Origin of the sequence: Exiguobacterium sp. RIT341 (assembly GCF_000632205.1) — a bacterium.
In the GTDB taxonomy this organism is placed as follows: Bacteria; Bacillota; Bacilli; order Exiguobacteriales; family Exiguobacteriaceae; genus Exiguobacterium_A.
This window is the reverse complement of record NZ_JFYW01000001.1, coordinates 326505-349116: the sequence shown is the minus strand read 5'-3', so window position 1 is coordinate 349116 and position 22612 is coordinate 326505. Positions and strand designations below refer to the sequence as shown.

The window sequence follows — 22612 nt, the reverse complement described above, 5'->3', positions numbered from 1 at the left end:
ATCACAAAAAAAAGCGAGAGAGGATTTCCTCTCTCGCACATTTCATCTCTTATGCTACAGGTAAAGTAGATGGATTCATCTTGAATGAAAACAATTGCTCTAAACCTGTCGCAAACAGTTCGTCACAAATATCTTCTGCCGCGTTTGCTGGTGCAACCAATGTAATCGTACGACTGTCAATTGTTTCGATCGTGACATATACCCCTGTTGTTGTCCGTTCCTTGTATCCTACTGCTAAATCAGTTTCAGCGAAAAGTAACATATCCCCGATTCTCCCCTTTTCTCATTCATATGCCAAGCCAAAAGATGACCTACATGCTTCGAATTCGTTATTGTAGGTTTACTGTATCAAAGAGATGAAAAAAGAAGAGAATAGTCATTCGACATTTCATTTCAAAACAATATTCCAGTTCAAATAGGGATATTTTGGAATAATCTATATAGTTGTTGCATGCAAGCGTTTTTACGAGCGTTTCCAACACATTTCATTTCGATTTCAAAAAGATGACAACATAATTTTGATTATTTTACCATCATTTTTAGATAACAGGGAAAATATACCTAGACAATCGATGGCTCATTTTGTCGAATGATTCTTTCACACAATATTATTTTGAGTTCTCATGAACTTTCATCTATCATTCGATTCATTTGTTGCCAGACCGTCCCTAGTGCTTCTTCCCCACTTTCGATTCGAGTCAAGGCGAGTTCCGCCTGTAAAGCGACTTCATATTCTCGGTCTCGGCTCGCTTCACGCAGTCTTGGAATCGACTGTTCTGTTCCAACATCGAACAGGAATCGAGCAGCCCGCCAACGTACTAGTTTATTTTTATCCGTCAAAGCCTCCATCATCATTGGTTCAGCCTCTGGCATCGCCCAATCCGAAATCGTATCACCTGCTGTTCGTCGTACGATACCTGATGGATCATGGAGTGCACTTGTCAGATACTCTAATAATTCTTCCCGATGTTCTTCGAACATCCCAAGCTTTACGATTGCTTGACGACGAATTTGCATTTTTTCATCCTGTAATAATCGTGCATACGCCGGAACCCATTCCATTTCAACAGGCAGTTCATCAAGCGCCGCAAATCGTTCTTTCCAATCAGACGAACGAATAGCTTGACCACTAAAGGCAATATCTTCCCCTGCTGCGAGCGACTTGAGACGTTCGATACGTTCGACTGGATATGCGATCTCAATCTCATTCGCTACTTCACGCAAACTTTCGTCAAGGTCACCGTATCGAGGTGCTTGTTCCACCCAGCGTCGATCGCTAATGACATTCTGAACGAATGGTTGGACGAATAGCGCTGCTTCTCGGAATCGTTCTGGCAACCCTTCTCGTTTTTCTTCTAATCCTTTCACACCTTTGATTTGCATTGGTACGCCTAAAATGAACTGTACAAATAAATGGACTGGCTCATACTCAGCATCTGTCTCGTGCTGTTCAATGTCATTTAACGTTTCACCGAACGCACGTCGTATATCGATGACAAGCGAACGCCAATCATATTTCGGATAACGCTCGATCGATAAAAAGTCACTGACCTGATAAACAAACTTAACGCCAGGTATTTCAAGTAATCGCTGAATGTGTTCCGGTGCGCCAAAGGCATGCTCGAATGTCTGCCCCTTTTCCGAAAAGACCTCATCAACGATGACTTTCATGTTATTTGGACTTGGTGTTGGTTCAATCGCTACGATTTTCATGTGTATCCCCTCCACTTCTATCATTTCAGATATCTAATCTGAAATGCAAAGCAAATGCCCTACAGACATGACCGTAGGGCAAAAACTTACTTGAATGCTTCTTCGATAATTGCAACGAAGGCATCCGGTGTCTCAAGCATCCCCATGTGTCCACTGTCTGTTGACCGATGTATGAGATGATCATTTGTTGGTGTAAACGCACTTTCCTCTGAGATCAATGGATCCTTCGTACCATGAATGATGACACCTTTTACGTTTGCTTTCGTTAAAGCTTTCGTCATATCCCGACGATCTCGCATCGCAGAGAGTGCACGGATGGCTCCTTCGACGGTCATCATATACCCAATTTCAAGTGCTTCAGCAACAGCGAATTCATCGGCTCCTTCCGCAAATAAGGACGGAACAAGACCATTGACAAATTCTCTTACACCAACTTCTTCGACGCGCGTGATATTTTGATTTCGTTTTTGTTTCGCTTGTTCATCATCTGCTTTCGCCGTTGAGTAAACGAGACCATATCCACTGATTTGTTCGGCATACCTTTCCACGATTGCAGCCGTGATGTACCCGCCAAAAGAGTGACCAACGATGATTGGCTTTTCAACACCACGTCGCTCTAGATCATCCATGACCCATTCTGCGAATCCCTCAATCGTATCAGGTCCGACATCCAGTCCTTCATGTCCTGGTAAACTCAACGGTAAAACTTCAAAAGAATATCGTAAATTTGCCTCTACCCGATTAAAATAATCTGTCCCTCCTGTAAATCCATGTAGGAGTACAAGTGTTTGTTTTTCCATTGACTACCTCATCCCTTCCACTCAGATGCGAGCATACGGTACATCGTCAAGTTCATGAAACGACCATGACTATATGCATAATCTTCTAATAATCCTTCTGCTTGAAACCCTAATTTTTGCACCAATGCATTGGAAGCAAGATTCTCAGGTGCTACGAGAGCACTGATGCGATGGAGAGCGAATTCCTCAAATCCGTAAGTCAGAACAGCTCGAGCCGCTTCGGAAGCCACCCCGCGTTGCCAATACTCTTGACTGACTTCAAAGCCAATTTCAGCTCGATGGTATTGGGAGAGCCAGTTATGAAAACCAATCGTACCGATCAATTGATTCGTTTCTGCATCAGCAATTGCCCAGCGAATCGCTTTACCTTGTGTAAACTGTTCCTTGAAGTAACTGATGACATTTTTTGCTTCATAGACTGTCACAAGCGGATCTGATCCGTAATAGTACATGACTTCATCATCTGATAGGATTTTAAACAATTCACGTGCGTCACGGTTTTCGAGCTCACGTAATACGAAGCGCTCGGTTCGCAATTCCGGGAATGGCTTTCGCAAGCCCCACATGCTCCATCACCTCTCTTTATGCTTCTCTATGTAGTATGCCCGTTTTCAGGAGTAAATATCCTTTCAGGCAATTCGAAGTTTTGCTACTATTGAATTATGAAGGAGTTAGTCACGGAAAGGAAGCGAAGTGGTATGTCAAGTGCGTTACTTTACTTATATGAGGACGAGGAAAATCAACGCTTGACGATGTCAGGGGTGCATTTCTCTGATTTCGCCGCAGCCGTCGATTTGAAGCGTCCTTTGCTTATTTCAGGAAGTGATTTCAAGCAGACGAAACAATCGTTTCGGACAATGCTACATTATATCGAAGCGCATGAAATCGAACAGTTTTCACAATCCACGGATGTGCAGCGTCATCCATTGATCGCTATCGATATTCGTTCCTCCCATTCACTCGACGTATTAACGGATGTCGAGATCGCAGAGTTGTTATTTCTAATGCATATGAAACGTGGAATGCCACTTCCCTTCCTTGATTCGATTGAAAATGAATTGGTCTATTTTAGCGAGCATGACGGACTTCATGCTTCCGTTTACTTAAAAGACTGGGCACGCGTCGAACAATTGATTGCTGATCTTGTGCAACGAAAATTCCGACAGCACGCACGATCCGTTGCCTCTGTTGCTTTAACAGCTGAAATCATGATCCATATCCGTCATTTTCTCGGAGAAGGGGTCCTGATTGATTTCGAAAGCGCAAAGCGATCTGTTTTTTCAAGAAATATTACGATTCCTGTCTACGTGGCTGGCCGTTATGAAGACATGAGCGTATTACATGAAGATTTTGAAGCCGAGAAAGAATCGATTCTTAGACGTGGAACGCTTGTGTGTCGAAAAAAGAAATGGAGTTTTGAGTTAGATTGACCTTTAGCATCTTTTTCTTTTAGAAAAGGATGCTTTTGTTCTATTTGAATTTTAAATGATGATTCCTTCTTTACGGTTATTATGGACAATGTGACAATATCGTTAAAAAATTTTTCGAATTTTCACACAAAATAAGACTAGCATCTTGTGAGGACTTCGCTATAATGAGGATAACCTTTTTAAGATAGAAGTTAGACCTGTTTTTTTGTAGGGATGGTACTGGAATCAGCAGAAGGAGGAATTCAATATGGATCAGTTAAAAGTGAACGGAATTGGCTCATTCACGAAATTTGCGACGAACGGGAACATCCTCAAATTAAAGGATGCGACACTCGGTGAAGTGAAACTGTCGCTGAATGAAGCGAGTTCAATGACCATCGCCCCTGTCGATGAAGAAAATGGACTTTTCGTCATTAAAGGGCAACAGCAGGAATCGCTTGTTGAACTGACGTTACCACGTCAATCCTGTGAGGTCGTTCACGCTTGGCTCCTCCATAAATTGAAACGCCATAAAAAAATACGCTCGATTGCGACAAGCTGACATTTGTATGAAAATCCTTAACTCAAGACTTCCATTCATGAGTTAAGGGTTTTTTTCTGTTTAAAAGTCTCGGTGATAAATTTTCAGAAAATATTGTTTTCTTAGATTCTTCATGTTATCCTTAGAAAAATTCAAACAGGAGGTTTTAAACATGACATATACATCGCTTATCCCAGTACGACTGATTGTGATTAGGACCAGGGACTGAAGATTCATTTCTCGATTGAGAAGATGAAGACCAGGCCCTTTTCGTCATTTCGACAAGGCGTCTGATCACACGACGCCTATCCACGCACATCGTGGATGAGGCTTTTTTTATTGAAATTAGAAGGAATGGAGGACAACACATGTTTAAGACAAAAGATACGTTCGCTTTAGGATTTATGATCTTCGCATTATTTTTCGGTGCGGGTAACCTAATCTTCCCACCAGAACTCGGCGCCCTTGCAGGTAAACAATTCCTCCCAGCCATCCTCGGCTTTATCGTGACAGGTGTGGGTCTTCCGTTGCTCGGCTTACTTGCTGTCGCATCTATCGGAGGCGGTATCAAAACGCTTGCTGCTCCTCTCCCTCGTTTTGTAGGTGCTGCCTTGACGTTTGCTCTCTACGTTGCCATTGGACCTTTCTTCGGAATCCCTCGGACATCGGTTGTCACGTATGAGCTCGGTGTTGTACCATTTCTCGGTGCGCCTTCACAAATGACATTAGTTCTCTCATCAAGTCTCTTTTTCATTGCTACGCTTTACCTCGTATTGCGTCCTGGTAAATTACTTGAAATCATCGGACGTTTCATCACACCTTTATTGCTGATTGCACTTGCTGCGTTAAGCATCAGTAGCATCGTCTCACCACTTTCAAGTGTCGCTTCACCAAGCAAAGCCTATGAGACGACAGGTCAAGCATTCATCCAAGGTTTTCTTCAAGGATACTTAACGCTTGATGCACTCGGCGCCTTAGTCTTCGGTGTCGTGGTACTTCATACATTAAAAAGCCGAGGCGTTCATGAACGAACAGCACAATTTAAAGTCGTCACTCGTGCTGGAACGATTGCTGCGGTTGCTTTGACTCTCGTCTATATCGGACTCGGAATGATCGGACGTAATACATTTGCCGCAATCGGAAAAGTCGATGGTCCGACCCTTCTTCAGCATTATGCGAATACAGCATTCGGTTCAATTGGTTTAGCTGTACTTGGTCTTGCGATCCTACTTGCCTGCTTGACGACTTCAGTTGGTCTCGTCACTGCATTTGCAGAATATATGATGACTCTTTCAACACGTGTCACATTAAAAACAGCAAGTATCTTCACGACTGTTCTTGGTCTCACGGTATCTATTGTCGGATTACAGACATTGTTATCAATCGCTGTTCCCGTGTTGATGTTCCTTTATCCAATCGTCATCGTCTTAATCGCATTAACATTCATGCGTCATCTGTTCCGTCGTAAGTCGGTCGTTTATCAGTTCACTCTTGGAGTAACGATTTTCTTCTCACTTTGTAGTGCGTTAAACCAACTTTCTCTTTTCCCGGGAAATCTCAAAACCTTCTATCAATCACTTCCTTTAGTGGATCAAAGTTTAGAATGGTTGTTTCCGACACTTATCGCCTTTGGTCTCAGTTCATGGTTTGGACACGTTTCCACCCCTTCCGTCATACAAAAACGCGCTAGCTAGTGATTCCGTTTTCATAGCTATGGTATGATGAACAAAATGGTTATATTAATGGAGGCGTCATATACATGGATAAGATTGCTTGGATTACCGACAGCATGGCTTTTTTCGAGCCAGGAGAGGCTGAAAAAATCGGAGTCCATGTGATACCGACATTACTCATCTTGAACGGGGAGTCTTACCGGGAGTATGTCGATATCTCGATTGAACAATTGAATCAAAAAATGCAGGACGATTCGAAAATCTCACCTACGACTTCGCAACCGTCTTTTGGTGACTTCGTAACTCTATACGAACAGTTACTCGAAGACGGTTATGATTACGGATATGCGATTCACATCACGAGTGGCTTAAGTGGTACCTACTCCAGTTCGGTCGCTGCAGCTGAGGCTGTCGGTTTCCCGCTGTATGCGATTGATTCATACACGGGTGCTGCCAATCAACAAGAACTTGTCCGGATCGCACAGCGACTAGTAGCTGCTGGTAACGATCCAAAGGAAGTCATGTCGACACTTGAAACGTTTAAACACAAATCGCATTTTTATCTGATTATTGGAAATATGGAGACGATGCGACGTAGTGGTCGAGTTTCAGGAAGTCAATTTTTATTAGCGAATATGCTCAACATCAAGCCGATCGTTCAATTTAATGAAGAAGGACAGCTTGTTCCTTTCAAGAAGGTACGCTCGATCAAAAAAGCATTTAAGGAAATGGTAACCGAGATCACTTCTAAAGTGACAGCACAAGGAGTCTACGATCGAACACTATATATCGGTCATACGCTCGCTCATACTGCTGCTGAAGAATTAAAACGTTTGATTGTAACGGAACATCCTGAAATCAACGTTCGTATCACGCAATTCGGTCCTTCCATCTTGGCACATGCTGGTGCTGAGACGGTCGGCGTGTTCTGGTTCGACGACATTTCTCTACCTACAACTTGATACCTAACATTAAAAAATAAAGAACCGGACGGTCTTAAAAAAGACCGTCCGGTTCTTTATTTTGTTTCGTATTTACGAAATAATTCTTCTAGCAACATCGCTTCGTCCAACGTACGATGAATCGGTTCGTGCGGAAGTGCGATTTGATTCGATAATGTGTCGGAAGGATATACATCAAACGACACTTGTTCCATCTCAATAAGATACTCAAGGATAGAATCAAGTGAGCTTTCCTTTTTAAATTGACGAAGCCAGTTTTCATATCGACGATCTACTTTTCCTTCTTTCAGCAATATCTCTCCACTAGCAATGATTGCCCATTTAGGCGGCGCATCGATTTGGAAAAGTTCCAACTGCTGATATTCTTCCATCGTTCGTTTCGTCACCGGAATGACACCGTTGATTGAGACCAATCGTTTTAATCTAAGATGCGCTCGCATCGTCATGAATCGCGGTCGTCCGGCGACTCGCTCAACAAGCAAGGTCGGTTTATCAATAGAACGCATCGTTTCTTCATCAAATAATAAACTATGATCTACATCTAATACTAGCATTAAGACACTCCTTTTTTTCTGCGGGAGACGATGAATGCATAGGAGCTACATAAAAGAATCGCTGCAAAACAATAACCACCGATGACGTCTGAAAAATAATGAACGTTTAAAATGATGCGGGAAGCTCCCATGGCAAGAAATAACCCAATCGTCAACACCGATACGATTACTTTGCCAGTCGTTTTTAAATGCCGGAAAGCGACGACAAGAAATCCTACATATACAGCGAATGCCATCGCGGAATGACCACTTGGAAAACTATAGCCAACACCACCAACTAACTCATTCAATGAAGGACGTTCTCGTACGAAGGCAAATTTGACGACTTGATTCAATGCTCCTACAGAGATCGCCATCAATACATACCAAATACTTGCGATACGATCTCGCCACAAGACATAACTCACTACTCCAAGTAACACCGTCATTGTCATCGCCCCAGGACCAGAGCCTAGTTGAGTGAACCAAGAGACATAGTCCCCTGGAACATGTTGAGACATGTACGACGATAATTGAGCGTCAAATAAAAAATAGCCCGTCATTCGAATCGAGACGGCGATGATCACGAACAAGACGACAGCGATGGATGCACCCACCCACGCCGCTCTTGCCCCCCGCATTAGTATGTCCCCTTACGTTCTTCTAATTCTTCTGCTGAATAATCTTCCTTATCCCGCAAACGATGTGCCAAACGCCCTGATGCATTTGCTGCGATGGCTGCAACGATATCGTCCATGAACGTATTGACTTTTCCGTCTCCGAGCTTCGTATCCAGTTCTTTGATGATCCCAACCTTCGCCTTATCCAAATATCCGAATGTCGTAACAGCGATAGAACCGTACGTATTGACAGCACCAATCGCGATCGTTTCATCTACGCCAAATAATCCTTCATCGCTTTGGATGATGGACAAGAGTGGTTCTGATAATAATCCTTTTTCAGCAAGAATATCTAATTCTGCCCCGACAAGGATCGCATGTTGTAATTCACGCTTTTCAAGAACTCGTTCAACCGAACTGACACATGTTTCTACTGTCAGATCCACTGTGTATGGTGCTTGCATTTGGTAAACGATCTCAGCAATCGCATGAATCGTCACCCCGCGTTCATGTAACTTGTCAATTGCTGCTTGTTTGACCTCTTTTGAATGTGTTTTCTTCATGACTGTATCCACCTCTCCAACAAAGTACTTCATTAGTATACACGGATTCTAAAGCTCCTCTCAAACTTCTTTGACATCGACGCCAGAATCCGTCATGATTATTTTGTAAAGCGTTATCATTTCAGGGGAAAGTAGGGGATTTTCGATGAACATCGGGGTTGTATTGTTTCCATCGAAACGCGTTCAAGATTTTGCCAATTCATACCGAAAGAGATATGACTCGAAGTATTCACTGATCACACCGCACATCACGTTACGGGAGCGGATGGGAGTCGATGAGACAGAATTAAATCACATCGTGACAGAGTTAAATCGAATCGCGTCCGAAACGAAACCGGTCAATCTGCACATCCAAGGAGCCCGGTCGTTCCATCCGACGAACAATGTCTTGTTCCTTAAAGTAATGCCATCGGATGAGTTAGAACAATTACATCGTGCCTTGCATACAGGACCACTCGCACATAATCCGAAATACGATTTCTTGCCACATATCACGATTGGTCAAGAACTGTCGGATGTCGAATTGTTCGATGTACTAGAACGTCTCAAGATGGAAGATATCCGTTTCCAAGAAGATGTCACGAAAATGGCTTTATTGTATGAACTGGAAAATGGAGCTTGGAGTGTCTACGAGACATTCCGCTTTACAGGTCAATGAATGATTAAACTTCCCGGTCGAAGCTTCGACCGGGAAGTTTTAGTTCTGGTAACACTCCATATGCATTCGCCTGTTCTTCTAAAAAATCTTGCGTTTCATGTTCTCGATAAGGATCGACTGGGCGTATCGGTTGAACCCTTGCGACCGGTTCAGTTTTCAGTTGTGGGTCGACTCGTACTTGACGATTCACATATTGTACGACCGTAAAATCGATTGCGTTCATCCTCTGCACTTCCTCTCCCCTTCTAATTCTAACGTTGTTCATAATTGACACTTCCCCGATTAAGCACAAAAAAAACCAAGCTCCCCTCCTAAGGGAAGCCCGGTTCACTAAATCACCTATTACAGAATGTGGAATCCACTATCGACGTGAAGGATTTCTCCTGTTACACCACTCGACATTTGCGAAAGTAAGAATAATCCACTCTGACCGATTTGTTCCGTCGTAACGTTACGGTGAAGTGGCGCGCGTTCTTCGATGCTATCAAGGATTGAGTTGAAATCGCCAACACCTTTTGCTGAAACTGTCCGGATCGGACCAGCAGAGATCGCATTGACACGAACACCTTGCTGTCCGTATTCAGCAGCGAGATAACGAACGCTAGCATCTAATGCTGCTTTCGCAACACCCATGACGTTGTAGTTCGGAACCATCTTCTCACCACCAAGGTAAGTCAATGTGATGACAGATGCGTCTTCTGTGAAGAAATCTTTCGCTGCCTTGACGACTGCCGTCAAACTGTAGGCAGAGATATCAAGTGCTTGCGCGAACTGTTCACGTGTCACACCAGAAAATTCACCACGAAGTGCTTCTTTATCCGCGAATGCGATCGAGTGAGCAATTCCTGAAATCTTACCGTGATCTGCATGGATCGTCTGGAAGACCTGTTCGATTTCTTCATCACTCGTGACATCACACGTATAATAAGAAGCCGGACGTGATAATTCCTGTCCTAATTTTTCAAGTGGTGCTTTGAAACGTTCCCCGACATATGTAAATGCGAGGCTTGCTCCAGCAGCGTCGAGTGCACGTGCGATGCCCCATGCAATCGAACGTTGGTTGATGACGCCCATGACGACGTACGTCTTGCCTTCGAGTGAAGGATAAATATTCATGATAAAGTCCCCCTTGAATTAGTACCTGGTAATAAAACCTATCTTCAGGTTACAAAAACGTAACGCTTCTGTCAACCATCGCTCTTGATATTGCGGATTTGATAAATTACGGTAATATAGAAAGTGATAGAAAGTAGGGATGAAATGAATCGATTCAAATCATTTACACAACGTTATGATCATACGTTGTTGTTTTTACTCGCCTGTCTGATGGTCATCAGCGTCATCGCCATCTATACGGCCCAACCTTCGCTTAAAGGTGCTATCAGTGCCATCAACTTCTCCGCCAAACAAATTCAGTGGTATGTCATCGGTTTCATAGCGTTATCCGTCGTCATTTTCATCGACTATGAACAGCTGAAGCGATTCCACTGGTTTTTATACGGAGCTGGTATCCTGTCATTGATTGGTCTTGTTATTTTCCGTGGTACACCAATCGTTACTGAAATCAAAGGAGCGTATGGGTGGTATCAATTCCCGGTCATTGGGACAGTTCAACCGGCTGAGTTCATGAAATTCTTTTTGATTGTTTCGCTCGCTGCCGTCATCACCGAACACAATGCCCGTTATGTTCAACACGAACGCGACTTCTTATTGCTCGTTAAAATGGTTGCTGTCACGGCTTTGCCACTTGGTCTCATTATCATCCAACCCGATTTAGGAATCGGTTTGATCTTATGTGTCATTCTTGCATGTGCCATGTTGTTATCTGGACTGAACTGGAAATGGCTCTTGACGATGTTTGCCCTGTTCGCAGGTTCTGTCATCATCTTCTTTTACCTGTTTTATTTCCACAACGACTTACTCGCAACGTTTTTCCCAGGTCACGCGATGAACCGGATCATGGCTTGGTTGCAACCTTTTGAATATGCGGATGATCTCTCGTATCAGCTCGTCCAAGCAATCAATGCAACAGGTTCTGGTCAAATGTTCGGGGTTGGATACGGAAAACTGCAGGTATTCGTTCCGGAACTGCATACGGACTTCATCTTTACGACGATTGCCTCACACTATGGTTTCATCGGGGCTGCCATCGTATTGATCGTCTTATTCCTGTTCGTCTATCGCTTGATTCAAATTGCTCTTGAGACGGCGGATCCATTTGGTACCTATATCGTGACAGGATATGTCGCCATGTTCACGTTCCAAATCTTCCAGAACATCGGGATGACGATCGGTGTCTTACCGATCACAGGTCTTCCATTACCATTCATCAGTTATGGTGGATCAACGATGATCGTAAACCTCGTCGGTCTAGGGTTAATTATGGCAATCGCTTCTCAGTCTCGGATTTCCATGTTTGATGAAGATTAATCGCATACGATAAAAGGCAGTGGATTAAGTCCACTGCCTTTTATCGTATGTTCATTATTCCAATCGAAGATCCTCGGGAAGCGGCGCTTCAAATCGGACACGTTCTCCTGTCGCAGGGTGAAGGAACGTCGCTGACGCGCTATGGAGTGCTTGACGCGGGAGCAATGGTTCACCCTGATACATCGTATCACCAATCAAAGGATGTCCTAAAAAGGCAAGATGGACACGAATTTGATGCGTCCGTCCCGTCTCTAGTCGAATATCCAGTAAGGAAAACTCTCGATCCAAAGCTTGGACCCGTCGACTATTTAAAATATGCGTAATGGCCCGTTGACCATCCGGTCGTACCATTCGTTCCATGAAGGAATGATCGGTTTGACCAATCGGCTGATCAATCGTTTGTACCGGTACATGTCCGGGTGCATAGGCTAAATAATGCCGCTCTAATTCGTTTGATCGTTGCATGAGACTCATTCGGTGATGGGCGAGTCCGTGTTTCGCGAATAAAACGAGACCACTCGTGTCTCGATCGAGTCGATTGACGATATGGATCGCATACGGAATCCCTTGTTTTCGATAATAACCAAGAACATAATTCGACAATGAGTGTTCCGGATGCAATCGTGACGGAATCGATGCCATCCCCGGTGGTTTATTGACGACGAGTAACCAATCATCTTCAAACAAAATATCGAGTTCCCCTTCTGTCGCTACCATGTCCGGTGCTGGTGTTTCTTCCGGGAAGAAGACGTGGACACGGTCACCCGCGCACAAGACGTCGTGGACGTTGACATGATGACCGTTCCGCGTGATATCTCCATGATTTTTGATTGATACTAACATTTTTCGTGAGATACCTAGACGGGTCGTACAAAAATGACTGACGCGCCAGCCATCCTCGATATCAGTAACCGTCTGTTGTAGCTGAAATCCATTCATGTTTCCATTTCCTTTACATACTGCGTCAACGTCTTTCGTCTGCTAGGAAAGATTCCCGCACCCGTTGCCAAAACGGGAAAGAACGAAAACGAGCAAATTTCACTTTTTTATCTGATACCCGACACCGGATCGATGTCACATTTTGATGGACAATCGAAGCATAGTGGTCATAGGTCATCTGAAAATCAATCGGATTGACGGGACGAATTTCGACATCATGATGTTTCGGTAACAACATCGGTGAGCCGATCGTCCGGTAAACACGATTATTGATCGAAGCCATTTCTGTGATTTGGATCGCTTCGAGTGCCGGGTGGACAATCGCACCGCCGAGCGCCTTGTTATATGCCGTCGAACCAGAGGGTGTCGATATACATAACCCGTCACCTCGAAACGTCTCAAAATAGTCGCCTCGAATCGATAAATCGCAGACGAGTGTTTGATTGAAACTTTTGATCGTACACTCGTTCAAAGCAAGCAGTTGATTATGCGAGCCATCCGCATAGTCAATTGATAGTTCAAGCAGCGGGTATTCGACCGTCGCTAAATCCTGCTTCGCGATATGATCAATCAACTCATCCATCTCTTCAGGACGCCAATCCGCATAAAAACCAAGGTGCCCTGTATGAATCCCTACAAGGGTAATCGTCTCTACTTGATCGAGATACGAATGGAACGCTTGTAACATTGTCCCGTCTCCCCCGATTGAAACGACGATTTCCGGTTGACTGACATCAAGCACACATCCCCGCTCCGTCAACGCCTGCTCGAGTTGTTGTTTTAGCGCATGAGAACGCTCATCATCACGAGCCGTGATTGCAAAACGCATGGTCATCCCCCTACTCTTTTAATCGTTCCGACGCCTTAGCGTCGCGTTGAAAGACGAGTTGCGCGTCTTGAATTTCTACTTTCAATTGACTCATCTCCGCGTCAAGCAAAAATGCCGCTTCTGCCGCACGCCGCAGGCGCTCCCGTGTTTCTTCCGGAATGTTCCCTTGGTACTTGTAATTTAACGAGTGTTCGATCGTCGCCCAAAAGTTCATCGCAAGCGTACGAATTTGAATCTCGACTAATGTCGGTACTTCACCTTCGATCGTCTGTACTGGATAAGCAATGATGACATGATACGATCGATAACCACTATCCTTCTTTTGAGTGATGTAGTTACGTTCCTCGACGATTTTAAAATCACCGCGCGAACGTAATAGTTCAAGAACATGAATGATATCATCGACGAATTGACACATGATGCGTAATCCGGCAATATCCTGCATATCTTGTTCCAATGATTCACGCGCAATTGCTTTTCGTTCTGCTTTTTGAAGAATGCTTTTTACAGGTTTGACCCGTCCTGTGACAAATTCAATCGGTGAATGCTCTCCCCGTTGCTGAAATTGTTTACGAATCGCTTTTAGCTTTACTTTCAACTCATCGACCGCGATTTGATACGGCGCAAGAAATAAATCCCAATTTTCTTTTGTCATCTGATTTGTCACCACTTTTAATCGAATAGTATTGGTTCAGTGCCTGTTCCTACCTCATTCATGTTATCATATTTTCAGACATTCAACTAGAAAGGCGTGATTCCGATTAGACAAGAATTGGAAATCGAATTCAAGAACTTATTGTCTGAACAAGAATATCTATCGTTATTTACCCATTATGCGTCAACTAAACAACCCATTTGGCAAGCAAATGATTATTTTGATACGCCTGATTTCGAACTTCGAAAAAAAGGTGCTGCCTTACGGATACGTGAAAAAAAACAAGGACTTGTCCTTACTTTAAAACAACCTCATGAAAATGGATTGCTTGAAACACATGTCACACTATCAGCAAGTGAAGCGGAAGATCTATTCAAATACGGTCTGATTCACTCCGAAGAGATGAATCACCAGTTGTCGTCTTTTGACTTGCAAGGTTCGTTGGAACATTTAGGACGTTTAGAAACCGAACGCATCGAGACGGTGCTTCCAGAAGGCTTACTCGTCCTTGATAAAAGTCGCTATCTCGGACATACCGATTATGAGTTAGAGTTTGAGGTCAGCAACTTCGAACAAGGGCAAAAGGATTTCGAGCGAATTCTTTCAGAACACGACATTCCACAGCGCAAAACAAAAAATAAAATCGTTCGCTTCATGGAACGTAAAGCGCTTTCTTGATTTTTCGTGTAAGAATGAACAAGCAAAACCTTTGCTCTTTCTTTTTTTTCGTTGCTAAAATAGGGTAACGATAACAACAGGAAGGGGTGAACGGATGGAACACGCACAATGTAACGGATCTTATTGTTCATTGGACGAACCATCGATTCAACAACCGACGAAACCTCTGGAAATCTATCATTTTTTAGATGTGACACAAACGGATGGTTTACGGTTGATACCCGTTCTCAAGAAATTAGAGCTAGAATATGGTCATCTGTTCCGTCTCCGCACGATTGCTACGATTCCTTGTGCTCCTTCACGTTCCGCGTGCGATATGTCACCACTCGTCATCCTAAAAGCAATCGAGCTTCAAGGAAAAACGTTTGGTATGCGGTTCATGCGACGCCTTCGGATGCTTCATAATGTCGAAGGTGAGAGTGCTTACAGCCGTCCATCATTGATGCGGTTAGCCGAAGCATTGACAGAGTATGGTCTGGATTTAGATGAATTCCACCGTGATGTCTCGTCGGACACGATTCAGCAAATGCTCGAGAAAGAGACTGAACTGGTCACGGAATGGGATGTCCGAATTCTTCCGACACTCGCTTTCGTTGGAGATGAGGAAGCCATTAAGGCAGAAGGACCTTATGAGTATTTGGTCTATGTTTCGATCTTAAGTGAACTGCTAGATCATACGATTGAAAAACAATCGAAGCCACCACTTGAACAATTCTTGAGACGGTATGAAACAGCAACTACGGCTGAAATCGCCTTTATTTATGACGCTCCTGAATCCCAGGTTGAACACGAACTAAAAAAACTGGTCTTACAACAGAAATGTGCTTCTCTATCGTACTGTGATGGAAAAGTATGGCGTCATTTAAAAGATTCAGCACATGCTTAATACAAAAAGGACAGTGGAGCAAGCTTCACTGTCCTTTTTTGGTATTCACTCATAGAAAAAGAAGAAGTCCTTCATGACGAGAAGGACTTCTTCTTTTGACCATTGGATGGGGGAAAAAGAGAATCGACTGGGGAATGTGACCCTCTTCACAATATAAGTATACCGTGAGTCTTTTTTCTTTTCCACACTTTGTTCACTTTGTCACAAAGATGTCACTCTGCTAATAACGCTTCGAATTCATCTAGGACACGTTCAAATTGACGAAGTGCTGCTTCAACTGGTGCTTTTGTTGTCATATCAACACCAGCAGCTTTTAGTACTTCGATTGGATAATCGCTTGATCCCGCTTTTAAGAAATTATTGATGTAACGTTCTACAGCCGGTTGTCCTTCTTCTAGGATTTGATCCGTCAAAGCAGCCGCCGCCGAAATGCCTGTTGCATACTGATAGACATAGTAATTGTAATAGAAGTGTGGAATCCGAGCCCACTCCAAACCAATCTCTTCATCTAATACAATCTCTTCTCCGAAGTATTTTTGATTCAAGGCATAATACGTTGACGTCAAGAATTCTGGTGTCAACGATTGTCCAAGACGCGCCGCATCATGAATCGCATGTTCGAACTCAGCGAACATCGTTTGTCGGAACAATGTACCGCGGAATGTTTCAAGTTGATTGTTTAATAGATAAAGTTTTTCTTTACGATCCGTCACTTTCTTCAATAGATAGTCGTTTAACAACGCTTCATTTGTCGTTGAAGCGACTTCAGCGACGAAGATTGAATAATCGCCATATGGATATGGTTGAGATTTCCGCGTGTAGTAGCTATGAACCGAATGTCCGAATTCATGTGCGAGCGTAAAGAGATTATTGATGTTATCTTGCCAGTTCATCAAAATGAATGGTTGTGTATCGTAAGCACCAGAAGAGTATGCCCCACTCCGTTTACCACGTGTTTCCCGGACATCAACCCAGCGCTCAGACAACCCTTCTTCGAGAATATGTTTATATTCTGCTCCAAGCGGCGCGAGCCCTTCGACCATCAATTGTTTCGCTTCTTCATAAGAGACCTTCATCTCGACCTCAGAAACGAGGGGGGTATACATATCGTACATGTGTAACTCATCAAGACCGAGGACCCGTTTACGTAAGGCAACATAGCGATGAAGCAATGGTAAGTGCTCATGCACCGCTTCAACCAACCCATCATAAACGGATTCAGGGATTGCATTACCATGTAAGGCTGCCGCGCGTGCAGAAGGAAACTTCCGAACATCTGCATAGAAGTTGTCTTTCTTAACTGACCCAGCAAGAGTTGAGGCGAGCGTATTCGTGTATTTCGCATACGTTCCGTACATCGCTTTAAATGCGGCTTCACGCACCGAACGATCAGATGATTCAAGGAATGTGATGAAACGACCATGTGTCAATTCTGTCTCTTCCCCGTCTTCCCCCTTAATTTTCGGGAATGTCAAATCTGCATTATTCAGCATACCGAATGTCGTACCGGATTGACCGAGAACTTCTCCCGCCTTCGCTAGAATCGCTTCTTCCGCTTCCGTCAACACATGCTCGCGTTCTTGGTTCAACTCATCAAATGCATGACGGTACATCGCAAGGTCTGCATTCTCATTAAGATACGCTTCTATCGTTGTTTCAGGTACAGCTAACAATTCCGGTGTCATGAAAGCAAGTGTGGCTCCGATTTGTGACGCAAGCGTCCGAGCACGGTCGTTCATGGCTTGATAGAAGCTATCCGCTGTATTTTCGTCGTAACGCATGTGCGCGTATGTATAGAGCTTATAAAGACGTCTTGAGACTTCGTCTCGTAACTGTAACCCTTCATAGAGCGTATCCGCACTTTGTCCAAGACGACCCTTATACTCGACGAGTAATGGAAGCATCGCTTTCACCGATTCAAATTCTTCTTCCCACGCTTCGTTTGATGCATAAATCGATTCTAGATTCCAAGTTTCTGAAACGTCAACATCTTGACGTGTTAATACTTCTGCCATTTCCCTCACTCCTTTAATTCAGTTATACCTGTTTTCTTTTCGACAAACAATCGAAGTGCTCCTGCTAAAACAGCCGATTCGCCTCCTCGATCCGCTCTAACCATTCCGTGATAAGTAAATCGATCATCGGTCGTTCAAACGGGATATCCAATCGATGAAGTAAATGAAAGACGGCTTGTTCTAAAGCAGTAGAGGAATAAACCCCTTTTAAACGCAAAAAGACTGCCATTTGAAACTCAAAAGGATGAACGGGATACGATAATAAGTGACTGATCGGAAGAAAGACCGATGACGGCAGATTCAGAAGATGAAACCCTGCCTCATATAATGGAAGTTTAAGCATTCGTGGAGGTAACGAAGGATAAAAAGGACGCTGTCGATAGCGCAAGACGATTCCTTGCCATCGAGCCATTGAAAATTTCCGAGGAAATGACGGAAGTTCCGTCGAAAGGAAGTCGGATAATGAAAGGGATTGAACGGTACAATAGACATAATGTTTCGCAAAAGGGAGCGGATGTCGAAACCGTCGGATTTGATTGTCAACAATCAAGTCCAAATACTCATTTTCTAAGAAGGCTTGACGCATCCATCCTTGTAAACGAAATGTGACACCATGTGACGGATGAAACCCAATCCAACGAACCGTTTGTCCTTGTTTCGCATCAAGTCTTGCTCGTCTAATCCATTCATCTGCCGACATCGGAGAACGCTGAATTTCAATCCCAATCTCTTTTTCCGGAATCCACAGGTCGAAGCGTCGCTGTCCAATCGTCCATTCGGTCTCGACGCGAACGCCTGCATTCATCAACGAATCTGCAATTCGTCGTTTCCAAGATACATGTAAGCTACTTTCTCCTGAACATGCTGAGATATGTGCAAAATGTGGTCGTCGTCCCTGCCTGACGCGCAATGGCTTCAGACAATACGGACAATGTAAGGACATCGCTTTTAATTCATGGACAGAAAACCTATGAATCAGAATGCGTTTACCTGACCCATCAATGGCTTCAAACATCAGCATCGTCCCCTTTTGCTAGAGTAGCGGTGAGAATAAGCGTGAAATTGATTCAACTAAACGGCGGCGTAATGGACGACGATGAAACAAATCAGCATCAACTTGTGTAGACTGGCTAAAATCCTCATAAAAATCACGTGTTAATTGATGTACCGAATTTGTTCCGTATAAAAAAGCATTTACCTCGAAATTCAAATGAAAACTCCGTAAATCCATATTCGCTGTTCCAATCGTTGCGATGGCGTCATCCACGACGATGACTTTCGAATGCATGAATCCTTTGTTATACTCATAGATTTTCACACCAGCCTGGAGTAAATCATCAAAGTAAGAGCGACTCGCATAAAATACGATTTTATGATCCGGAAAGCTTGGCAGAAGAATACGAACATCAATTCCAGACATAGCGGCTGTCTTTAGTGCTGTCATCAAATCTTCATCTGGTATTAAATATGGAGATGCAATGTAAACAGATTCACGCGCTTCTGTGATGAGTCCGAAGTAAAGTGACTTCATTGCCTCATGTGGCTCATCAGGTCCACTGGCAATGATTTGAACGCCTCCCGTTGCTTCATCGACATATTCCAGTGGTTCCATATAAAACGGTGTAAACAGGCGTTCCCCCGTCATATAGTACCAGTCTTGGAGGAAAATCAATTGAAGTTCAGAAACAGCTTCTCCGCGTACAAGAAGATGCGTATCACGCCAAAATCCAAAATGCTGATCGCGACCGATATACTCGTCCCCAACGTTAATTCCACCCGTAAAAGCAACTGTTCCATCAATGACAACGATCTTCCGATGATTTCGGTAGTTAGACTTACTCGAAATGAACGGTAATACGACAGGGAAAAATGCCCGAACTTCAACACCTGCATCCTGCATCTTCTTGAAATAATGCTTATCTGTCGAAAAACACCCGACGGCATCATAAAGAAAACGGACTTCAATTCCTTGTTGTGCCTTTTCAATCAATACTTCCTGTAACTGCAATGCGAGCTCGTCATCCCGTACGATATAGTATTCCAAATGAATATGATGTTGTGCTTGACGAATCTCTTCTAAAAGAATCGGAAATTTCTCCTGACCATTCGTCAAAATTCTTGTATGTGTATTATACGAAATTGGAAGTCGACTGATCGAATCGATAAGTGTGACAACTTTTCCATAATGTCCTTCTTGGAACACTGATTGGTGTACTGCTGTTTTAAACTGGGTACGGTATTTAATATAAGACTCTTCATCAAGCATTGCTTTCAATCGAAACATTCGTTTCCGGCGGTAGTTCTGACCAAACGTAAAATAAACAAACACGCCGACAACAGGTAGTGCCATCATGACAAGTGCCCAGACGAGTGTTCGTTCTGGGTTACGATTTTCAAGCAAAATGATGACGAACACGCTCATGACGACCAAAATGATGACGATGGACAGCCAGCCTACCATATAGACGCTCCAATAGTAGGATAAAAAGGCGATTAAACCGATGGTCAAGATGAGGGTCATGAGAAGTTGTACACGTCGTAGCATGAATCCCCCTCCTTTTATGTATGTTGTAAAAATTGTAGTTAAGAACTCATGACAGAAAGGAAGCGTTTAAATGGGTACGTATATCATTACTGGTGCAACAAGTGGAATCGGAGAAGCAACTGCCCTCCAACTGATTCGAGAAGGTCATACCATTCTTGCCATTGGTCGTAATCAAGACAAAGGAGCTTCTCTTGAATCTAGCGGAGAAGGACGTTTATATTTCTTCCCTGTCGACTTGACTGATTCCTCTGCCATCGACAGGTTCTTTGAAGAAACACTCGAAGATTTTCCAGAAATCGACGGGATTTTTAATAATGCAGGGACATTTGGAAAACCCGTCGCACCCGAGAGAATCTCCGATCAACAAAAAGAAGTGTTCCAAGTGAATTATCATGCCCCTGAACGAATCATCCAGCTCGCGACGAAACGTTTCTCAAAAGGTGCCTCTATCGTCAATAATAGCGCGATCGTCGGTCACGTCAAGTTTCCCGCCATGCTCTTACCCTATGCATCGTCTAAGAGCGCTTTATTGACACTGACAAAGACATACGCTGCCCGCTTCCATGGCAAGTATCGTTTTAATGCCATTTGTCCGGGACCGGTCGACACATCATTGAGCCACGCATTATATGGCGGGAAAGATAAGTTTGATCTTGCGATGAAGCATCATCTTCGTGGCGAACCTGCACAACCTTCTGAAATCGCAGAAGTCGTTTGTTTCTTACTCTCGAATAAAGCGAGTTACATCAATGGGCAAGCCCTTATCGTAGACGGTGGTTATACCCTCACTTAATGTCAGAATAAAAGGAGGTATCACGATTCGTGATCCTCCTTTTACTCGCACTTTTAGTTCCTTTAATTCGGAAAGTATTTCCGAATAAAGGCAAAGACGTCTGAAGCAATGATTTGTTTTCCATATTCAGCGACAGGATGAATCGTTTGTTCGCTGAAATGAAGATATTCGGCAATTAAACTCATGACATTTTCTTGTGCTTCTACATTCACATCATCTTCGAAATGAACATGTAGTAGATAGAGTCCATCCTTTTGGTAAAGCGCTGTTTCAAGTTCTGCGAAGACAGGAGCATTCGCATATTGACTAAGCGCAATGATATGCTCGAAATCATGAGTTTCGAATAAGACATCCTGGCTTAATTCTGTATCTTTATCTTCTGTCTCAGACATCGCTGATCGTAAAAGTGAATCGAGTTCGTCTTCATCGACTTGCTCACCATCGACTGCATTTTTTGCGATCGTTACAGTGACTTCAAGACCTTTTTCAAAAGCTTGCACTTGTATCCATAGTGGACCTTCGAAGGAGATGGACTCTTTTTCATTCGCTTCGTCCATCATCTGCCAGAATAACTGTTCTCCCCGTTCCCGATTATACCAAATCTCATCTCGGGCAAAACCACGGCGTTCGATGTCAGTATAAGTGATGAAGAACTTGACCGTATTGTCATTGACGCGTTCGATTTTCAATCTGTCCACTCCTTTCTTCTCGTTCCTTATCTAGAATACGAACGAGGACATGACTTGGATTCACACTTTCGAATCCGAAGGATATATTTCTATTCCTTTGTTATCTTTATTTTAACCTTTTTTATCGGTAACAAAAAGCACACTGCTCACGAAGCAGCGTGCTTTTTAAAATTACTCGTTTACAAGACGCTGTGCTTCCAAAAGTTGGAATGTACGCACCTTGCGTGGTAAGAATCGACGGATTTCATCCTCGTTATATCCTACTTGAAGACGTTTTTCGTCAATCAAAATCGGACGACGCAATAATCCAGGATATTCTTGAATTAAATCGTATAGGTGCTGCAACGATAAGTTTTCAACGGAAACATCGAGTTTCGAGAAGACTTTTGAACGCGTTGAGATAATCTCGTCCGTTCCATCTTCCGTCATTCGAAGAATCTGTTTGATTTCATCGAGCGATAATGGTTCTGAAAAAATATTACGTTCTACGAACGGGATTTCATGTTCTTCAAGCCACGCGCGTGCTTTCCGACAAGAAGTACAACTTGGTGAAGTATAGAGTGTTACCATTGAAAAACATCCTCCCCCTGATTTAACATCATTTAACACCTAAGTGAATACATAGATATCGATGATGGTTCTATTACTTGACAGTTTACATCTAATAAAGCAGAAAACCTA

The 22612-nt window shown here is 43.4% G+C and carries 26 protein-coding genes; 9 read left to right on the top strand and 17 right to left on the bottom strand.

Going from position 1 to position 22612, the window contains the following annotated elements:
• Window positions 1-49: 49 nt before the first annotated feature.
• The 4 genes from BW42_RS01705 to BW42_RS01690 all read right to left on the bottom strand — a co-directional run bounded on the left by BW42_RS01705 (window position 50) and on the right by BW42_RS01690 (window position 3079).
• Complete coding sequence (locus tag BW42_RS01705) at window positions 50-262, bottom strand: hypothetical protein (RefSeq protein WP_035406663.1); 213 nt, start codon at window positions 260-262, stop codon at window positions 50-52.
• A gap of 359 nt (window positions 263-621) precedes the next feature.
• Window positions 622-1713: a conserved virulence factor C family protein gene (locus BW42_RS01700; RefSeq protein WP_035406660.1), complete on the bottom strand. Its 1092-nt coding sequence runs from the start codon at window positions 1711-1713 to the stop codon at window positions 622-624.
• A gap of 86 nt (window positions 1714-1799) precedes the next feature.
• Complete coding sequence (locus BW42_RS01695; RefSeq protein ID WP_035406657.1) at window positions 1800-2513, bottom strand: alpha/beta fold hydrolase; 714 nt, start codon at window positions 2511-2513, stop codon at window positions 1800-1802.
• Between the two features lie 8 nt (window positions 2514-2521).
• Window positions 2522-3079, bottom strand: a complete 558-nt coding sequence (locus BW42_RS01690) for a GNAT family N-acetyltransferase (protein ID WP_035406655.1) — start codon at window positions 3077-3079, stop codon at window positions 2522-2524.
• Window positions 3080-3211: 132 nt separating this feature from the next.
• Between BW42_RS01690 and BW42_RS01685 the strand changes: the two genes are divergently transcribed.
• From BW42_RS01685 to BW42_RS01670, 4 genes are all read left to right on the top strand, one after another.
• Complete coding sequence (locus BW42_RS01685) at window positions 3212-3943, top strand: hypothetical protein (protein ID WP_035406651.1); 732 nt, start codon at window positions 3212-3214, stop codon at window positions 3941-3943.
• A 247-nt stretch (window positions 3944-4190) separates the two neighbouring features.
• Window positions 4191-4484, top strand: a complete 294-nt coding sequence (locus BW42_RS01680) for a hypothetical protein (protein ID WP_035406649.1) — start codon at window positions 4191-4193, stop codon at window positions 4482-4484.
• A gap of 347 nt (window positions 4485-4831) precedes the next feature.
• Window positions 4832-6157: a branched-chain amino acid transport system II carrier protein gene (gene brnQ, locus BW42_RS01675; protein WP_035406647.1), complete on the top strand. Its 1326-nt coding sequence runs from the start codon at window positions 4832-4834 to the stop codon at window positions 6155-6157.
• A 65-nt stretch (window positions 6158-6222) separates the two neighbouring features.
• Window positions 6223-7098 carry a DegV family protein gene (locus tag BW42_RS01670; protein ID WP_035406645.1) on the top strand — a complete coding sequence of 292 codons (876 nt, stop codon included), beginning with the start codon at window positions 6223-6225 and terminating at the stop codon, window positions 7096-7098.
• Between the two features lie 56 nt (window positions 7099-7154).
• On the opposite strand, the gene BW42_RS01665 is transcribed toward BW42_RS01670, so the two are convergent.
• Genes BW42_RS01665 through BW42_RS01655 form a run of 3 tightly spaced genes read right to left on the bottom strand, consistent with a single transcriptional unit; the run spans window position 7155 to window position 8814 of the window.
• Window positions 7155-7652, bottom strand: a complete 498-nt coding sequence (locus tag BW42_RS01665; protein ID WP_035406643.1) for a hypothetical protein — start codon at window positions 7650-7652, stop codon at window positions 7155-7157.
• Window positions 7652-8272, bottom strand: a complete 621-nt coding sequence (locus tag BW42_RS15960) for a phosphatase PAP2 family protein (protein ID WP_052018989.1) — start codon at window positions 8270-8272, stop codon at window positions 7652-7654. Before BW42_RS15960 ends, BW42_RS01665 begins: the two co-directional genes overlap by 1 nt.
• Window positions 8272-8814, bottom strand: a complete 543-nt coding sequence (locus tag BW42_RS01655; RefSeq protein ID WP_035406640.1) for a phosphatidylglycerophosphatase A — start codon at window positions 8812-8814, stop codon at window positions 8272-8274. Before BW42_RS01655 ends, BW42_RS15960 begins: the two co-directional genes overlap by 1 nt.
• A 145-nt stretch (window positions 8815-8959) precedes the next feature.
• On the opposite strand from BW42_RS01655, the gene BW42_RS01650 reads away from it, so the two are divergent.
• Window positions 8960-9472, top strand: coding sequence for a YjcG family protein (locus BW42_RS01650; RefSeq protein ID WP_035406637.1), 513 nt, complete (start codon window positions 8960-8962; stop codon window positions 9470-9472).
• 4 nt (window positions 9473-9476) lie between these two features.
• Here BW42_RS01650 and BW42_RS01645 read toward each other — a convergent pair whose 3' ends face one another.
• Together BW42_RS01645 and fabI are read right to left on the bottom strand one after the other, a co-directional pair.
• The gene (locus BW42_RS01645) at window positions 9477-9695 is read right to left on the bottom strand and encodes a hypothetical protein (protein WP_035406634.1); all 219 of its coding nucleotides are present in this window, start codon (window positions 9693-9695) and stop codon (window positions 9477-9479) included.
• Between the two features lie 119 nt (window positions 9696-9814).
• The gene (fabI, locus tag BW42_RS01640) at window positions 9815-10588 is read right to left on the bottom strand and encodes an enoyl-ACP reductase FabI (protein WP_029342212.1); all 774 of its coding nucleotides are present in this window, start codon (window positions 10586-10588) and stop codon (window positions 9815-9817) included.
• A gap of 144 nt (window positions 10589-10732) precedes the next feature.
• Between fabI and BW42_RS01635 the strand changes: the two genes are divergently transcribed.
• The gene (locus BW42_RS01635; RefSeq protein ID WP_035406631.1) at window positions 10733-11902 is read left to right on the top strand and encodes an FtsW/RodA/SpoVE family cell cycle protein; all 1170 of its coding nucleotides are present in this window, start codon (window positions 10733-10735) and stop codon (window positions 11900-11902) included.
• A 54-nt stretch (window positions 11903-11956) separates the two neighbouring features.
• Here the strand turns inward: BW42_RS01635 and BW42_RS01630 are convergent, their stop codons facing one another.
• Genes BW42_RS01630 through BW42_RS01620 form a run of 3 tightly spaced genes read right to left on the bottom strand, consistent with a single transcriptional unit; the run spans window position 11957 to window position 14325 of the window.
• On the bottom strand, window positions 11957-12841 hold the full coding sequence (locus BW42_RS01630) for an RluA family pseudouridine synthase (RefSeq protein ID WP_035406628.1): 885 nt from the start codon (window positions 12839-12841) through the stop codon (window positions 11957-11959).
• Window positions 12842-12866: 25 nt separating this feature from the next.
• Entirely contained in the window at window positions 12867-13670 is an 804-nt protein-coding gene (locus tag BW42_RS01625) for an NAD kinase (protein WP_035406625.1), read from the bottom strand.
• Between the two features lie 10 nt (window positions 13671-13680).
• Complete coding sequence (locus BW42_RS01620; protein WP_035396676.1) at window positions 13681-14325, bottom strand: GTP pyrophosphokinase family protein; 645 nt, start codon at window positions 14323-14325, stop codon at window positions 13681-13683.
• 96 nt (window positions 14326-14421) lie between these two features.
• Between BW42_RS01620 and BW42_RS01615 the strand changes: the two genes are divergently transcribed.
• Window positions 14422-15003, top strand: a complete 582-nt coding sequence (locus BW42_RS01615; RefSeq protein WP_231496835.1) for a CYTH domain-containing protein — start codon at window positions 14422-14424, stop codon at window positions 15001-15003.
• A gap of 94 nt (window positions 15004-15097) precedes the next feature.
• Window positions 15098-15889, top strand: coding sequence for a DsbA family protein (locus tag BW42_RS01610; RefSeq protein WP_035406622.1), 792 nt, complete (start codon window positions 15098-15100; stop codon window positions 15887-15889).
• A 212-nt stretch (window positions 15890-16101) separates the two neighbouring features.
• On the opposite strand, the gene pepF is transcribed toward BW42_RS01610, so the two are convergent.
• From pepF to cls, 3 genes are all read right to left on the bottom strand, one after another.
• Window positions 16102-17904, bottom strand: coding sequence for an oligoendopeptidase F (gene pepF / locus BW42_RS01605; RefSeq protein WP_035406619.1), 1803 nt, complete (start codon window positions 17902-17904; stop codon window positions 16102-16104).
• A gap of 64 nt (window positions 17905-17968) precedes the next feature.
• A complete protein-coding gene (locus BW42_RS01600; RefSeq protein ID WP_035406616.1) occupies window positions 17969-18919 on the bottom strand; it encodes a competence protein CoiA family protein in 951 nt (316 codons plus the stop codon).
• 18 nt (window positions 18920-18937) lie between these two features.
• On the bottom strand, window positions 18938-20449 hold the full coding sequence (gene cls, locus BW42_RS01595; protein ID WP_035406614.1) for a cardiolipin synthase: 1512 nt from the start codon (window positions 20447-20449) through the stop codon (window positions 18938-18940).
• 70 nt (window positions 20450-20519) lie between these two features.
• On the opposite strand from cls, the gene BW42_RS01590 reads away from it, so the two are divergent.
• Window positions 20520-21242 carry an SDR family NAD(P)-dependent oxidoreductase gene (locus BW42_RS01590; RefSeq protein ID WP_035406611.1) on the top strand — a complete coding sequence of 241 codons (723 nt, stop codon included), beginning with the start codon at window positions 20520-20522 and terminating at the stop codon, window positions 21240-21242.
• A 62-nt stretch (window positions 21243-21304) separates the two neighbouring features.
• On the opposite strand, the gene mecA is transcribed toward BW42_RS01590, so the two are convergent.
• Together mecA and spxA are read right to left on the bottom strand one after the other, a co-directional pair.
• A complete protein-coding gene (mecA, locus tag BW42_RS01585) occupies window positions 21305-21931 on the bottom strand; it encodes an adaptor protein MecA (RefSeq protein WP_035406608.1) in 627 nt (208 codons plus the stop codon).
• A gap of 171 nt (window positions 21932-22102) precedes the next feature.
• Window positions 22103-22501: a transcriptional regulator SpxA gene (gene spxA, locus BW42_RS01580; RefSeq protein ID WP_012370920.1), complete on the bottom strand. Its 399-nt coding sequence runs from the start codon at window positions 22499-22501 to the stop codon at window positions 22103-22105.
• Window positions 22502-22612 lie beyond the last annotated feature (111 nt).